Genomic DNA, 16,911 nt, shown 5'->3' on the forward strand with positions numbered 1-16,911 from the left:
GTGCAAGACCTCCTTACAAATTTTTTCAATATTTAGTTTAGATATCAGCCCTAGCGCTGATATCTAAACTAACGACTCTAACCTACTGGTTAGGAGACCACTGACTGATGCGGAAGATCACAAATTCCGCTGGTCGGACTGGACAGACACCAATTTCGACATACAGACGACCCAGCATTATTGTCTCGTGGGTGTTGATACTGGCATCGCACTTGACATAGAAAGATTCACCAGGCGAACCACCGAACAACGCCCCTGCACGCCACAGCCGTTCCAGGAAATTGCTAACTGTCCGGGTAACTCGCGCCCACAAATCTTGATCGTTAGGCTCGAAAACAACCCACTGGGTACCGATTTCAATCGAGCGCTCGATGTAGCTAATCAGACGGCGGACGCTGATATAGCGCCACTGCACATTAGCGGGTTCTACCAGAGTGCGTGCGCCCCAAACTTGGAAACCTCGGTTGTAGTTGGCGAAGTTGCGGATACAGTTGATCCCCACAGGGTTCAACAGTTCCTGTTCGCGGAAGTTAGTTTCGTAGGCTAAACCCAGGACACCGCGAGGAACTTCGTTGGCGGGTGCTTTGAAAACGCCACGAGTCTCATCGGTGCGGCACCAAATCCCCATCATGTGACCGCAGGGGGGAACCAAAATCGGTCGTCCGGCATTGCGTGGGTTCGCCACTTTAATCCAGGGATAGTACAACGCGCCGAACATAGAACGACGATTAAAGTTATTTAACCACTGAGCTACGTGCTGAGGCTTTTGTTGCTCAGGGGGTACAGGCTCGCCGCCTCCCTTGCAAGGTGGCGGGTCGAGAACTACCATGCGGTAGTTGGGGCTGGGTGCGTTGTTTTCGCACATACTAACCATCATTTCCATGATGCCGTGAACCTGATCCAAATCCAGCAGACCGCGTTGGTACGCCAGCATTAAATCTGGACAAGCAATCATGGAAACTTCGTCAATTTCAAAAATCCCTTGTACACCCGTGCGGTCATCACGCGCCCCATTCACATCCCGTGGAAACCGCTCGCGGCTAGAAATGACGGGTGGAGGGCTGACTTCATAGGTGCCGTTGACAGGCCGCCGAGACAGGGGTTGTCCGCTGGTGGACATATCGGTTACGGACAAAAATTGAGATGCCTGCTGGTCGCCGATACCTTCATTGATTGCAGTGACGACATAGGTACCGACTTGCGCCTCGACATCCGGGTTCATTGTCAGGTGGGTATACTCTTCGAGTTTCTCGCCACCGCGACTAATAATGACTTTAAAATATTCCCCCGTGTTGAGTGGGGGTTCTGCCTCTGGGTCTTCAGGGGCTTTCGGTTCATCGGGGAGGATGGAAACATTGACTCGTCCACCGGATAAGGCAAGAGCTGAGCTGTCATCCTCTTCGCCTTCGGATGGCTTAATAGCAAACATCAAAGAGGGACGATTTCCAGAGGTTCTAAGCTTGGTGGCTGTTTCCTCCGGTGCGGGTGGTTCTGAACCGGGGAGTTTGGTACCAATGCTAGTCACCCAACAGCGTCCACCCCCGTTCATAAACCAGCCATTGACGGCAAAGGGGAGGTAGGCGTTGAAATCTGTGTAACCATCGGAGCCTTGTTTGCCAAAATACTCTAGGAATTGGCTCCAATTGGTGATCATCATGGGTTTGAACAGTTCGGCATCACCGCGTACATCCTCGGTAAAGCCAACAAACCCAGCAACACTCATGCTTACGCCTTCAATCGGGCGACTACCACGGTCTACTTCTTCGACGTAGACACCAGGAGCAAAATAATCCATCGGCATGGCGTAGTCTTCCTTTTTTGGGTGGTGGATAATGGGCGCGAGGAGTTATGAGTTATGAGTTTTGAATTCAAAACTCATAATTTTTTCTCGCTTCTTTACTACTTCTTTAGGTGTGTTCGGCCCTTGTAAGGTGAAGGGAACCGTCACTGTCACATATAAGGCTGGACGTAATGGAACACCCAGCGCACTCCATAAAGCTGCTGCTTCAATAAAGCCAATGGCAGAAACGATCATTGACAAGTTGCCATGACCGCGTAGTGCTGGAACCAGCAACTCTTCTGCTATCGGGCGATGAGGCAATAGCATTGTTAATGCTTCTGAGAGTAGACGTTGTTCTCCCAAGGCGGTACAGTCCCAGGCACTCACCAGGAACGAGATATCAAACCATAAGGGGGAACGCTTAAGAGCGCCTGTATGCGTTGTTTCCGGGTTAAGCCTGCGGCCTACCTGACCGTTTTCCCCGATGTTGTAGCAGTACAGGTTCAGCGCTGGCCTTATATCCTGCCGCATACCAGGGTGGTTGAAATCTATTTGCTCTGTATTGAGCAGAGAAGTCCCGCCAGCCAGGATTTCTGCCAAAGTCTGGGCAGTAGCAGGGATCATAAGACTAGATAGATGCTTAGGCTGTATAGGTCTAGATTAGGTAGACACCTCTAGAGTGTTTATTAGACTTTGGTCGAAACTTTAAAAATTGTGTGTAAATAGGCGTATTTACGGAACTCTGGGACTAAGCTATATGGGTCATTTACTTCTCAGGGATGATGACAAGTTCCGCAGGCTGAATGCCCTATTAGGTGCTGCACCCTATTCCACACTGCTGATTTATCGTGTACATCGGGGAGTTACAGATGAAGGTTGGTATACAAAAGTTGGTTCGCGAGGTACGTCCACCTACCTCCACAATCGGTTCACTGGGTACACCGTCGTCTGCCGATGTTAGAAGTATTTGCAAGCTGCATATTGAACAGTTAGCGGTGCAAGTGCCGATTGTGGCAGCTTGGATTGTCTACGAGGATTCCGATACGGGGATGCGCCAATTTGTTGCTCATTATACACAGGAGCAGGGTAGTATTTACGCAGGCTTTCCCCATCCGCTTTCTGTGGTGTGGTGGGAAGATTGGTTGCCAGATGCGATCGCGCGTGTATTTACCCCGCGTCGGGATACGGTACCATGTCCCTACAATGCTTATGTTTGCGCTCTTAGTCAGCATAGCTCTAGACCTGAGTATTTAATGCTATGGAGCGAATATTCTCTATCTGTTCATCAGCAGGAGTGTATAGAGCAACAAGCTCAACTACTTAGTCACTACTTGACTATGTTTCGAGAGTGTTCTCGTCAAAAAGCTGAGATTCAGTTACTTGAGCAAGTGTTACGCCGTGCAGAACATCAACTGCGAAATCCTTTAGCACTGATTAGTCTTTATTCGGAAAATTTATGCCGGGGGTTGCAATCTGGAGGCTTGCAAGAACAGGCTACGATTATTCGGGAAACTGTGGATGATTTGAGTGCTAATTTAACAGATTTGGTTTACTGTGGACAGCAGGCAAAATTGCGCGTAGCGCCTTATGACCTGCGGGAAATTTTATCTGACAGCATTCAGGGTTTGCGACCGTGGTTAGAGGAAAAACAAGTAGATATCTGCTATCCGGATAAACCTGTGATTGTGGCGGTGGATCGGTGGCAGATGAAGCAGGTTTTTGACAACTTGTTAAGTAATGCAATTCATTTTAGTCCGGAAGGAGGGGTAGTTACTTGCAACTGGCAAGTTTTTGCAATGGAAGTGATAGTTGAAGTTAGCGATCGCGGGAGCGGACTTTCCCAAGAAGACCTGAAACAAGTATTCACACCGTTCTACTCTAAGCGTCCGGGTGGTACGGGTTTGGGGCTAGCGATCGCTAAAAAAATCATCCTCGACCATAAAGGGAGCATTTGGGTAGAAAATCTCTCAGTCGGCGGCGCACAATTTTCGTTTATTTTACCTCGAAATAATTAAAAACAAATTTTGTCAGTTCTTTGTTGCCCGTAAAGGGTTGAAAGTTGGATTAAAAAGTTCCAACTCTTATCTTATCGATAACTAATGAGCCATGAATAACCAGCCAATTTCTATTTTGTTAGTGGATGATGAACCACGCTTTCGTCAAGGGTTAAGAACTTTACTAGGATTCTTAGGTACTAACGACTCTTTAAAATTCGATGTTGTTGGCGAAGCTGCTAGTGTAGAGCAAGCATTAAAATTAACTGTAGAACAAAAACCAGCGATGATTTTGCTGGATATGGAATTGCCACCAGGAGATGGAATTACTGCCTTGCTGAGTCTCAGAGAAATGTCCTATAAAGGGAAAGTGCTGGTTCTCTCAGGACATCGGGAAGACGAATGGGTATTTCGAGCAATGCAAGCAGGTGCTTGCGGCTATGTGTTTAAAGATCGCGTAGCTACCCAACTGTGTGAAGCAATTACCACAGTAATGAAAGAAGAAGTGTATTTATCGCCAGAAGTTGCAACCTGCTTTTTCCGTTTGTTTAACTTTTATGCAGGGCGATCGTTGAGCGCAGGTAAAGCTATCCACCTAACTGAACGAGAGCAAGAAGTTTTACACTGGTTAGTTGAAGGATATTCAAATGAAGAAATTGCCCGACATCTTTACATCACAGTTGCTACAGTCAAAGCTCACCTGACAGCTATATTTGAAAAATTAAGTGTCACGAGTCGCACACAAGCAATTGTGAAAGCCTTAAAACTTGGATTAGTTAGTGCTTAAGGCAAGAGATTAACCATCCGTTTAGAAACTAAAATCTTAGTCTTGGCTGAACTTTGAAAAAAATAAACCAAGCTATCCTAAAAGCTTACCGCTGACTGCTAAAAGCTATTTTATGAGCAATTACTTAGCGATCGCTACTGTCACCGCTGCCTTGCAAAGAACTTTGCAGGCTGTAGTACAAGTAGACGTAGATGGCGCAAGAGTGACAATGGTACGACCTAGTAACTTGGGGAGTGGCACGCCAGAAACGGGAGTGAATCTGTATCTTTATCAAGTGACGCTTAATTCCGTGTGGCGGAACAACGCTGATGTGCGGAATCGCAACCGTAAAGGAGAAATGGCAAAGCGATCGCACAATGCCTTAGATTTGCATTACATGATCAGTTTCTATGGCAATGAAGTTGAGTTAGAACCGCAACGACTTTTAGGCAGCGTAGTCCGTACCCTCAAGGATCAATCGACTTTGACACAGGAGATGATTTGGGACACAATCGCCGATTCTAACTTTACCTACTTGGCTGACTCTAACCTCTCTGAACAGGTAGAAGAAATTGACTTTGTGCCGATGGATCTATCTTTAGAAGATTTATCCAAAGTTTGGTCGGTATTCTTTCAAACTCCCTACACCTTGTCAGTCGCCTATCGCGCTACTGTAGTGATAATCGAAGGGGAAGAGTCAGCCCAAAAAGCGCTACCAGTACGCGACTACAACTTTAGCGGTGTGATGCCGTTCCCAAATCAGCCAGTGATAGATCGGGTTGTGTCCCAAGCTGGAAGGTTTCAGCCGATCTCGGCAGACAGCACATTGGTGATTTGGGGTAAGCATTTGAAGAGTAGTATTACTCAAGTGCGCTTGGGTGAGGTGGAGGTGACACCCTCAGAGGTTCAGGATAACCAGATTGTCTTGTCCCTCTCCTCGTTCCCTGCTTCTTCCCTACAGGCAGGTGTACAAAGTTTGCAGGTGATTCACCGTATCTCAACCGGGACAGAAGCAGTATCGATGGGAGTTGAGTCAGCAGCAACTTCTAGAGGCAACTCGACACCAACATTAAGCTTACAGCGAAGTCTCCAACGCGGTGTGGAGTCAAATGTTGCACCTTTTGTGCTGCGTCCAACCGTAAAAGAGGTTAGCGTCTCAAATATACAAGAAAGTAGAGATGAGTTGCACTCAGCTGATGTGATAGTGCAAGTCAATGTCACCATTGGCAACAAGCAGCGGGTGGTTATGGCACTCAATGAACGGTCAATTAATCCTGTGGCTTATCTTTTCGATGCCTTGCCACGTCGAAATGATACTAACCTGGTGACTGTTCCGGTGCGAGATGTGAAGCCTGGGGAGTATCTGGTGCGTTTGCACGTAGATGGGGCAGAAAGTCTGCTGAGTGTAGATATGGACAAGGACAGCCCAACATTTCAGCAGTATATTAGTCCGAAGGTAATAATTTCATGAATGTCACGGCTACTAGCAACTTGCAGCAAGCTAACCAGCACTACTTGATGGCAGCACTGGCTCCGGTGCGTCAAGCGTTACAACGTCAAGCGCGGCTGGCGCAAGGGAAGCCGGATAAGGAACAGGATGAAGAATATTTTTCGCCTGGAAATGGGCTTTCGCCTCATGGAGCATTGGAGAAGCTTTGCACAACTTTTGGGCTGTCGAATTTTGAGCGGGATGTGCTGCTGTTGTGCGTTGGGATGGAACTTGATGCTAGTTGGGCTAGCTTGTGCGCGATCGCTCAAGGTGTCCAAGAGCGGGTGTATCCTACTTTTAGTTTGGCTCTGACAATTTTACCAAACCCGGAATGGAGTGCTTTAACGCCTAACGCTCCTTTACGTCGGTGGCGACTGATTGACGTTGGATCGGGGAATGCACTCACCACTGCACCCCTGCGAATTGACGAGCAGATACTGCACTATATCGCTGGCGTACAGCATCTAGATGAGCGACTGATGGGTATTGTGGAGCCTGTCGCCGCTGTTAATATTTTAGTGCCGTCGCACCATCAACTAGCTCAAAGGCTGGCTCAGACGTGGGTTGAGGCATCACAGGAAGCGGTTTTACCGATTATCTGTTTGTGTGGAGATGACGTTGCCAGTATGCAAGCGATCGCTTTGAAAGCCTGCGAACTTTTAGAAATGAATCTGAACGCCATCTTTGCCAGCACTGTTCCCACTGGCATCAACGAACTTAATAACCTAATGCGACTGTGGGAACGGGAAGCTGTTTTGAGTAATAGTGTGCTGTTACTGGAATGGGACGACACCGATGCAGGGGAGGGACTGCGAGAAAACGCGATCGCAACTATGGTAGAGCGCATCCGTTCTCCATTGGTAATTATCAGTCGCGATCGCCGCAAACAACGCCAGCGTCCCCTAATCGCCATTGAAGTTCCCAAAGCAAGCCCCAGCGAACAGCGGGCAATTTGGCAAACTGCCTTGGGCGATGCAGCCATTAGCTTAAACGGACACGTCGAAACCTTAGTTTCCCATTTCACCCTCAGCGCCACTACAATTTACGCTGCTTGTGCAGAAGCAAAAGGAAAGCTTGCAACTCAGGCAGAAGCAGAAGATTCCCCAATCCACAATCAATTATGGGATACCTGCCGCATTCAAGCGCGATCGCGTCTCAATGACCTGGCTCAACCGATTATCCCAGGAGCCAGTTGGGATGAGCTGGTATTGCCAGAGACACAACGCCAAGTTCTGCGCGATATTGCCGCCCACGTCCGCCAACGCGCCAGGGTTTACGAAAGTTGGGGATTTGCCGGGAAAGGCGGACGCGGCTTAGGCATCAGCGCTTTATTTGCTGGTGCTAGCGGTACAGGTAAAACAATGGCAGCAGAGGTAATAGCTGGAGAATTGCGGCTAGACCTTTACCGTATTGACTTGAGTTCCGTCATCAGCAAATACATCGGCGAGACAGAGAAGAACTTGCGGCGCGTATTTGACGCTGCTGAAGCTGGTGGGGCAATTCTGCTATTCGATGAAGCTGATGCTTTATTCGGCAAGCGTTCTGAGGTGAAAGACAGCCACGACCGTCATGCCAATATTGAAGTTAGCTACCTGTTACAGCGCATGGAATCATACCGAGGTTTGGCAATTCTCACCACCAATCTGAAAGGTTCGCTGGATCAAGCTTTTCTGCGCCGGATTCGTTTTATCGTCCAATTTTCCTTCCCTGATGCTAATCAGAGAGCGGAAATATGGCAACGCATCTTTCCCAACAAGACACCAACGCAGGGGCTAGAGGCACGTAAGTTGGCACAGTTAAATGTCGCTGGCGGGAACATCCGCAATATTGCTTTGAATGCAGCTTTTATCGCAGCTGATGCCGGGGAGCCTGTGGGTATGAAACACGTTTTGCAAGCTGCCAAGAGCGAATATGTGAAGCTAGAAAGACCTCTGACGGATACGGAAGTGAAAGGCTGGGTGTGAGGAGAGGATGCGATCGCATACTTCTTAAAGATGACAGATATTTCAAATTTCATCTTTTAGAAAGATGTAGAACGTTAAATTTTATTAGGGTGTTTACTACTACCTCAAAACAATATGTAACACTAGAAAAATTATTGATCTCGCTAAATATGAGAGATTCAGCTAAAAACCCCATATTCCTTCTTTAAAGGCATAAGCTAGTGAAAGAAAGAAGCGATCGCTTAAATAAAAATATAATCTTTAAAGAAAGCGATCGCTAATAACTGTATACGTCCTTTGAAAATTTATAAACCAGGAATTTCTGATAATTCACCCTCCAATTCTTCTACAACAAAGCCAGTAACCGCATTCCATTCTTCCACGGTGAAGCTATAGCCAGATTCTTCAGCCATCTTGACAAATGCTTCCAAATTAGGTGCAGAGTTAAGCTTCTCCTTTAAAGCCGGGTCAGCTTGAACAGCTTTGAAAAGTTTTGTAACTTCTTCTTTTGCCATAAATCCATATTTCCATCGCGCTAAATCAATGTTACTTTAACAAATTGGGGAGATATTTTGAGCAACAGCTTCGGCAAAATCGGAGATTCACAGGCGGGACTCCTGTTCTGGGGATTAGAGAGGAGAAAAACTATTACTAATAACAAATTTAAAATCCTTTCACCCAAAATTTAAAATCCCATAGTCCACCTATTTATTATTCGGAGAGTTTTCGGTGGCGCTGACAAACATTCCCAAAATCTTACTAAGAGAGTATCTGAGCAGAAATGCACCTCCAATCAGGCTTACCCAATACAATTGGTTAAGCCGATACCAATGGCTGGCACCAATAGTTGATGAAATCAAAACCGAACTAGATCCGCCAACCCCAGAAGAACAAACCGCCCTTGTTGACGCACCGCCGCAATTTACAGCGCAAGTCCACTCATTTGAATCCCACTACTCAACTGAATCTCACTACAGATACTATCGTTGCAAGTATAGCGATCCCTTAGCCTGTAACTTGCCTCAACAGACCCTCCAGCAAGAGCCAACAGCTAAGTATTGTTTAGAGTGCGGTTTTCCAGCTACCTTACCGGAAAAAAGTGAAATTCGGGGACGGCGCGGCAAATATCGAGTAGATACTTTAGTCGGAAAGCGCGGTATGGGTCGTCTGTACCAGGGAACCCAACTTTCCGATCAGCAGCCCATTGTCATTAAAGAATACCTGCTCCCTAACCGTTCCTTCAACCAGGAAGAAACTCGCCAGCGCAAGCAAACCTTTGAGCTAGTAGCAGGTTTGAGTCTAGCAGATGGAAGAGTTCAGGATTTGCGCCTGCGTCAGCCTTGGGATGCCATTGCTGACGGACTTGAGGAACGCTGCTACCTCATTACCAACGGCAATTTAGATACATACCCAACCCTCAGCGCTTACCTCGCCGCCAGTGGTGCGATGACCAGTTGGCAAGTGCGCCTAGTTCTCAACCAAGTGTTGCAAACCCTGGAATCTCTCCACGGTCAAAAGTTCAGCCTGCCTTCTGGCCAAGTCCAGCAGGGAATGGCTCATGGCAATATCAGCCTTGATAGTTTGCTATACGTAGCAGACAAAGAGAAATTTTTTATACATCTATGCGATTTGGCTCTCTGGGAACGCTTGTTTGACCCGCCAAACACCGAAATCATCATTCCCACGCCTGCCCAAGATTTAGTAGCATTGGGATATGTAGGGTTTTACCTCTTGGTAGGGCGATCGCTTGACCCTTCCCATCAGCTTATTGACCCCAGAGATGAGCGACAATGGCCTCCCGTAGAGCCTCACCTGAAGAAGTTTATCCTTCGTCTTATCGGGCTAGATGTGAGTTTTGAAAGTGCCGAAGAAGCGCGACTCGCTCTATTGAAATTGCCCCCAGATCAACATATTGATATTTTAGTTGTAGAAACAGCCTCGCCAGAAGACGACCATACCAAGTTACGTCGCCCTCCCTACTGGCTGTTTGGTATCCTAGGATTGAGTTTATTAGGAATACTGGTTTGGGCGCTAATCCCCAAATCCCAAGCGGGGAATCTTGCCGATAACGACTTTCTAACTTGCTGCATCAAGGACATCTCTGCTATTCCTGGGGGGAAATTTAATTACACAGCGGAAGAAGCGGGAACCTGGAGCTATATACTGCGACACGCAAACATAATATCCCAGGATAAAAATTTAGAAGAAAAGCTCCTAGAACGTCAGCCAAAATTACAGCTAAATTATCAACCAGAGCCTTCAGGAGAAGCAGCAATAGCACAAGTAATGTCCGGAAAAGCAAACTTTGCCATCTCCGGTCTGGTTAATGAATTGGCACCAGAGCTGAAATCGAAAGAAGTTGCCTATGATGGTTTGGTAGTGTTTGTTGCCTTCAGCTATGCCAAAAGGGATAAGAGCCTTCCCCAGGCTTTAAAGGGGCAGATTACTTTTGAGCAATTGCGTAAACTCTACACAGGCGAAATTACAAACTGGAAACAGCTAGGCGGCCCCGATATACCAGTAAAACTTTATATTCCCAAAGAAACTGAGGCAGTACGAATCTTTGAGCAAAGAGTCCTCAAAAATGACCAAGAAATTGCTTTATTTAGAAAATTAATTCAAAAAGGCGAGCAGCCACCACCTTTGTTTAAAGATCCGTACACGCAAGAAATTAAACAGATGTCCACTTTTGAGACTCTGCGACAGGTGATTCGAGATTTCGAGGATGATGAAGTTGGGGGAATTGCTTTTGGTACGCTCAGCAAAGTTTTCGGCCAATGTTCAGCTTATCCTCTGGCTTTAATAGATGGAGATAAGACGGCTGTACAGGCTTTAATTCAAGACAACGGTAATCCCGTAAATCCCACAACAGACTTGTGCGATGATAAAGGAAGTTATCGCCCTAACGTCGAAGTTTTCAGAAATAGAAGCTATCCCTTGGGATATCCCATTGCTGTAGTTTATTCTGGAGATAACAGTCGTCCCCCGGTCGGTCAAAAGTTTGCTGAGCTATTGAGAACCCGCGAAGCACAACGTCTGCTGAGTAAAGCAGGGCTGGTGCCTTTGCAACCGCTACCACCAAACTAAAAATTAAAAATTCTTAATTTAGCTCAAATTCGACTTTCCGCTACTGATCGGCACTAAGGTAGAGGCATAAAATAGCAGTAAGGTCTGGGTTTTGGTTATGGTAAATTATCGTTCTCCAGAGGCGCAGAAGGATGCTGTAGCTAATCAGAGCATACAACACTCCCGAAGTGCGCTTTCAAAGACAGCAGCTAAAGTTCTGCAAGATCCTCTACTGCTGCGACAGCTTAGCGACCAAGTATACAAACTGATGATTGAAGATTTGCGCCGTCAACGAGAACGCAGTAGAAACTAAGGAGGATAATTTTGATGGCACTTCCATTGCCACAATCACAGCCATCTGTGTCAAATCAGAATAACGGACAGAATAAAAATGGCACAAGCACTCGCGAACTGAACTACGTTACAGCAAATCGCTTTTATGTAGAAATTCAGAGTAACATTACTGCGTGTTTCACAGAGTGCCAAGGCTTGGGTGTCACTATAAAAGCTCAAAAACGCTTAGAAGGTGGTGTCAACGACCAACAGAGAATTATTCTGGGTCAGGCAGAATTTTCTGATGTGACGCTCAAACGTGGCATCACCAATGATTTAACCTTCTGGAATTGGATTAGTAAAATATTGAGCGATGTTGGACGCAATAAAGGTAATAATTTGCCGAAAAAAGAACGCCGCAACGTCAATATTCTAGTTTTTAACCAGGCAGGAGAAACGATGCAGTGTTGGACGCTAATCGGTGCCGTTCCGGTTTCTTGGAAAGCACCAGCATTAAACGCCGATTCTGGCACAGTGGCTATTGAAGAGTTGACTCTAGCATACGAAAGTTTGCAAGTTGATAACTCCCGTGCTGGCGGCTCCTCGATTTCTGGCGGACGCGATAAATTGGGATACTTCGCCTAGTAATTAGCACAAATATATGGCGGAAATTCAAGACACCCACCCCCATAACAATCTTCCCAATGGAGAAACAACATCCCAGGAACCCCTTGGTTTCAAAAATCCCTTGCTTCCAGCTAATCCATTAGGACAAAATTTCATTAGCCGGAAATTTCTCTATCCGCTGGGAGCAAGGGCAATTACAGCATTTGATCCTTCGGTATTTTTTTCCCGCGAAATGCCGGATGAAGTGCCGCCGGACAATCCATTCGACAATTCACCCTTTTTCGCCGAATCCCAAGCCTCACAGTTGAGTAAATCGGTTGCAGCCTCTGATGGCATTACGTCAGCAGCAGCACCACCAGTCGTCGCGCAGCTAAAAGAATCCACGCTAATACAACCTCGATTGGAAACCGAAAAACCAGCTTCGAGGGCAGAAGTAATTAAGCCTGTAACTACACCGCAAGTAACTTATAAGATTAATCAAGGTAAGGAAGACAATTCCGCCCTTTTGTCTTCTACTACCCCGCTTTCGGAAACGCCGCCAGCTACGATTACCGAAATAACTCAAATACAACCACGATTAGAAAGTAGAATATCAACTGACAGCCCTGAAGTAAGTCAGTCAATAACTGCACCACAATTAGCTTCTATAGCTGAAGAGAAACAAGAATTAGATCCAGCGATAGTGCCGCAAATTACGACTACCGAAGCAACTCAAATACAACCGCGATTAGAAAGTAAAATATCAACTGACAACTCTGAAGTAAGTCAGTCAATAACTGCACCACAATTAGCTTCTATAGTTGAAGAGAAACAAGAATTAGATCCAGCGATAGTGCCGCAAATTACGACTACCGAAGCAACTCAAATACAACCGCGATTAGAAAGTAAAATACCAAATACAACCGGAGCAATTGAGTCGGGGATTACACGACAAGAAACCTTAGCGACACCAAAAGCAGCAGAAGAAATTACAGATTCTCAGTCAGAATTTGCAGCTTTAGCTTCTGCCCCGAAGTCAGAGGAAACACCACAAGTTACCGCTACACACGTAGCTCAAATACAACCGCGATTAGAAAGTAAAATATCAACTCAGAACCCTGAAGTAATTCAGTCAATCACTGCACCACAAGTAAATTCTGCAATAACTCAAGAGAAAGAAGCATTCGCACCAGCCATAAGTCCGGAAGTTACGCTTACAGATGCAACAATTGTACAAGCGTTTAAAGAAAGTAAAACAGAACCTGACAACCCTGAAGCAATTGAGACAGGGACTGCACTACAAGTAATAGAAAAAACAACTCAAGAGGAAGAAAAGTTCGCAACTCTACCTTCTTCTACCACGCTTTCAAAAACGCCGCAAGTTACGATTACAGACTTAACTCAAATACAACCGCGATTAGAAAAACAAACACAATTTATTAAAATTAAAACGGAAGGACTTGAGTCATTAACAGTAACTTCTCCACAAGTAGCTGAGGAAGTAACTCAAGAAAGAGTAAAATTCGCACCAAGGATAACGCCGGAAGATACAATTACAGCCGCAAGGCAAATACAACCGCGATTAGAAAGTCAAATATCAACTGACAACACAGAAAAAATTGAGTCAGTAGCTGCACCACAAGTAGCTGATGAAGTAACTCAAGAGAAGGAAGATTTCGCACCAGCGATAACGCCGCAAGTTACGATTACAGACGCAACCCAAGTACAAACGTTTAAAGAAACAGAAAGACCAACTATAAAAACTGAAGGAATTGAGTCAGTAGCTGCACCACAAGTAGCTGGTGAAGTAACTCAAGAGAAGGAAGATTTCGCACCACGGATAACGCCACAAGTTACGATTACAGACGCAACCCAAGTACAAACGTTTAAAGAAACAGAAAGACCAACTATAAAAACTGAAGGAATTGAGTCAGTAGCTGCACCACAAGTAGCTGGTGAAGTAACTCAAGAGAAGGAAGATTTCGCACCACGGATAACGCCACAAGTTACGTCCGCAGACGCAATAGAACGTCCAATATCGGCTGAGAATACAGAAGAAATTGAGTCAGGAACAGTAACTTCACCACAAGTAGATGAGGAAGTAACTCAAGAGAAAGAAGAATTTGCACCAGCAACAACGCCGGAAGTTACGATTACAAACGCAACGGTACAACCGAGATTAGAAAGTAAAATATCAGTTGAGAATACAGAAGGAATTGAGTCAGGAACTGCACCACAGGTAAATTATCTAACAACTCAACAGAAGGAAGATTTCGCACCAGCAACAACGCCGGAAATTACGATTGCAGACGCAACGGTACAACCGCGATTAGAAAGTAAAAGATTAGTTGAGAATACAGAAGAAATTGAGTCAATAGCTGCACCAGAAGTAGCTGATGAAGTAACTCAGCAAAAAGTAGAATTTGCACCAGCAACAACGCCGGAAGTTACGATTACAGACGCAGCTCAAGTACAAGCGTTTAAAGAAACACCAACTACAAAAACTGGAGTAATTGAGTCAGAAATTGCCCTTCAAGTAGCTTCGGAAGCAACTCAAGAGAAAGAAGCATTCGCCCCCGTAACAACGCCGGAAGTTACGATTGGAGACACAACGGTACAACCACGATTAGAAAGTAAAATACTAACTACAAAAACTGAAGGAATTGGGCCGGGAACTTCACCACAAGTAGTTTCTAAAGTAAATGAGGCTCAGTCAGAATTTGGAGCTTTAGCTTCTGTCACAATGTCAGAGGAAACGCCGCAAGTTACGACAACAAAGTCAATTCAAGTACAAGCGCAATTAGAAACTCAAACACCAGCTACAACCGAAGGAATTGAGCAGAAAACTACACCAGACGCAGCACCCTTACCACCACAGCCAGCCGTAGAACAAATGATTGAGGTAGCAGTGTTACCAAACGTTAGGGAACCGATACCGTTTTCTGTAAGCCGGAAGGTAGAGTCACTAGAAATGCCCGTGATCGCTTCTGAAAAAACGCTTACCCAATCAGACATCACAGCCCCTTCTCTGGCATCTTCCGTCACGACACCAGAGGTTCCGCTTGTACAACTTCTATCGGAACAGGAACCCTGGAAGGCAACAGAAGAAGCGGTTCCAGAAATTAATGCACCTTCTTCTATTTCACCGATATCGACTCAACTGCATGAATATTTGGATCTTCGGGTAGAGGAAGCGATCGCTCCCATATCCTCTGACACTTCTAACAAACAGGTGTCAAAAATTACAACGAATACAGAAATGGGCGTTGTACAACCTCTGTTAGATAACCAGTTATCTGCACAATCCCAGGTGCCGACAGCTAGGGAAGATTTGGCTGACAAGGTGGAAGAAGCTGCACCCATATCTTCTGCCACCGATAACAAACAAGTGTCAGAAAGTACGCCCAATACACAAGCCAATATTATCCAACCTTTAGGGGAAACAGAGCCTCGCCAGCAGATTGAGGAAATCCCTCAATTGCCTACAGTTTTGACAAATCTATCCATCCTCAGCCCATTAACTCAATCCAATTTGCTCGTTTCCAAATTTCCAGAACAGACAACTCTTAACGTTGAAGAATCCTTGCTCTCGCCTTCAAAGTTACCTAGCCGTATCCAGAAAATGCCAGAGGAAGGGGATAAGGGACAAGAATTTGGGGACTCGGAAGTAAAGCCGACAATTCAAAGAAGCCTTTCTCCCTCCTTAGAAGAAGAAAAATTGCGATCGCAACAGGCGGGAGATTTACCAGAATCCAACCAATCCTCAATCCCCTTAGCAAAAGATTCTGCGATCGCTAAAACTATGCCAACATCATGGTCTAGCATCGCCGACTTAATAGGCGAGACTACACCAGACTCAGGCAACTCAATGATTGTACAACCCCTCTTAGAGGAGAGGGGTTGGCAAGAGCCGATTATTTCCTCGTCAGATTCCAGAAACTCGTACTCAACAGCTGATTCCCCACATACCGATAGGACGAACGGTGTTATCCAAGCATATTCCAATACCTCCGGGCGCACATCAGCATCCGGGATGGAAGCTCTTAGACAGTTGATGGAATCATCTGGTGGTAGCAAAGTAGAGGCGCATCAGTCAGACGAAGATTTCTCAGAAGACGAAGGAGTTGATAACCTGGAGATTTTGGCCCGTGAAATTTACAGTTTTATAAAGCAACGGTTGGAGATAGAACGAGAGCGTAGAGGTAACAACTACTCCGGTCGCCTGCCTTGGTAAAGTTATACCATTTTGGATATTGCAAAAATCGGATTAACTTTGCCTTTAATAATAATTGAATTAGGAAAGCCATAGGCAGTTTCAAAAATTTGAATGTCGCACCGCTAAAAAAATGCCAGTAGCATTACTTAGGAGAATATTATGTCCACTACTCGCCTAGTCAAAGCCAAACTTATTCCCAAGATTCCAGCGCAGGGTGTGGATACCATCGAATTTATGTTCAATCCCACCAAACTATCCTTCAATCGAAGCGTTCAAATTAATGCCTCTCAAGGAGCGCGGACTGGGAAGGGACTACCCAAAGTCAGCTTTCAAAGTATTGATCCTTACAAGCTCACCATCTCAGATATCCTGTTTGATACCTACGAAGAAGGCACAAGCGTTCTCTGGTACATCAACAAATTGAAAAAAGCTGTTGAGTTTCCCGATGGTCAAGAGGTTCCACCAGTCTATCTGTTTACTTGGGGCGCTCAGGAATACTTGCGTTGCTTTGTGCAACAACTGTCCTACGAACTGACCATGTTTCTGCCTGATGGTACGCCTGTGCGTGCTTCGGCTAACTTGACACTCCACGAGGTTGATACACTTATACCCCCAGGAAATCCGGAGGCTTCTTCTAGTGTGAACCGCACCGGGGATACTCGGGAAAACCGCAGCAATAATTAGTAGTCTTTAAGGTGAAAACTCTAGCTATTCTTTAGATGGCGGCCCGATTTAAGTAGATAGTGAATTCGTTGAATTTTAGCCCTTGATGCCGACA

Annotated in this window: 12 protein-coding genes; 9 read left to right on the forward strand and 3 right to left on the reverse strand. The window is 45.7% G+C overall.

The features are described 5' to 3' along the window. Positions 1-82: 82 nt before the first annotated feature. Positions 83-1,801 (reverse strand): phage tail sheath C-terminal domain-containing protein, encoded by a 1,719-nt coding sequence (locus tag H6F63_RS19015; RefSeq protein WP_190443951.1) that lies wholly within the window; start codon positions 1,799-1,801, stop codon positions 83-85. Between the two features lie 45 nt (positions 1,802-1,846). After that, entirely contained in the window at positions 1,847-2,404 is a 558-nt protein-coding gene (locus H6F63_RS19020; RefSeq protein ID WP_190639069.1) for a DUF4255 domain-containing protein, read from the reverse strand. Between the two features lie 245 nt (positions 2,405-2,649). Here H6F63_RS19020 and H6F63_RS19025 point away from each other — a divergent pair, with 245 nt between their 5' ends. The 4 genes from H6F63_RS19025 to H6F63_RS19040 all read left to right on the forward strand — a co-directional run bounded on the left by H6F63_RS19025 (position 2,650) and on the right by H6F63_RS19040 (position 7,993). After that, positions 2,650-3,795 (forward strand): HAMP domain-containing sensor histidine kinase, encoded by a 1,146-nt coding sequence (locus H6F63_RS19025; RefSeq protein ID WP_190639070.1) that lies wholly within the window; start codon positions 2,650-2,652, stop codon positions 3,793-3,795. Between the two features lie 91 nt (positions 3,796-3,886). Further along, a complete protein-coding gene (locus H6F63_RS19030; RefSeq protein ID WP_190639071.1) occupies positions 3,887-4,561 on the forward strand; it encodes a response regulator transcription factor in 675 nt (224 codons plus the stop codon). A gap of 112 nt (positions 4,562-4,673) precedes the next feature. Continuing rightward, positions 4,674-6,011, forward strand: coding sequence for a DUF4255 domain-containing protein (locus H6F63_RS19035; protein ID WP_190639072.1), 1,338 nt, complete (start codon positions 4,674-4,676; stop codon positions 6,009-6,011). Then, complete coding sequence (locus H6F63_RS19040) at positions 6,008-7,993, forward strand: ATP-binding protein (protein ID WP_190639073.1); 1,986 nt, start codon at positions 6,008-6,010, stop codon at positions 7,991-7,993. The genes H6F63_RS19035 and H6F63_RS19040 overlap by 4 nt, the downstream gene beginning before the upstream one ends. Positions 7,994-8,277: 284 nt before the next feature. Here H6F63_RS19040 and H6F63_RS19045 read toward each other — a convergent pair whose 3' ends face one another. Next, positions 8,278-8,487: a Nif11-like leader peptide family natural product precursor gene (locus tag H6F63_RS19045; RefSeq protein WP_190421259.1), complete on the reverse strand. Its 210-nt coding sequence runs from the start codon at positions 8,485-8,487 to the stop codon at positions 8,278-8,280. 214 nt (positions 8,488-8,701) lie between these two features. Between H6F63_RS19045 and H6F63_RS19050 the strand changes: the two genes are divergently transcribed. From H6F63_RS19050 to H6F63_RS19070, 5 genes are all read left to right on the forward strand, one after another. Continuing rightward, a complete protein-coding gene (locus H6F63_RS19050) occupies positions 8,702-11,059 on the forward strand; it encodes a substrate-binding domain-containing protein (RefSeq protein WP_199298147.1) in 2,358 nt (785 codons plus the stop codon). A 97-nt stretch (positions 11,060-11,156) separates the two neighbouring features. Then, entirely contained in the window at positions 11,157-11,351 is a 195-nt protein-coding gene (locus H6F63_RS19055; RefSeq protein ID WP_190421257.1) for a hypothetical protein, read from the forward strand. Between the two features lie 14 nt (positions 11,352-11,365). Next, entirely contained in the window at positions 11,366-11,956 is a 591-nt protein-coding gene (locus H6F63_RS19060) for a phage tail protein (RefSeq protein ID WP_190639074.1), read from the forward strand. A gap of 16 nt (positions 11,957-11,972) precedes the next feature. Further along, positions 11,973-16,151: a hypothetical protein gene (locus H6F63_RS19065; protein ID WP_190639075.1), complete on the forward strand. Its 4,179-nt coding sequence runs from the start codon at positions 11,973-11,975 to the stop codon at positions 16,149-16,151. Positions 16,152-16,292: 141 nt separating this feature from the next. Continuing rightward, the gene (locus H6F63_RS19070) at positions 16,293-16,817 is read left to right on the forward strand and encodes a hypothetical protein (protein WP_190639076.1); all 525 of its coding nucleotides are present in this window, start codon (positions 16,293-16,295) and stop codon (positions 16,815-16,817) included. Positions 16,818-16,911: the final 94 nt, after the last annotated feature.

The sequence above is a fragment of the Trichocoleus sp. FACHB-40 genome (assembly GCF_014695915.1).
Taxonomy (GTDB): domain Bacteria; phylum Cyanobacteriota; class Cyanobacteriia; order Cyanobacteriales; family FACHB-T130; genus Funiculus; species Funiculus sociatus.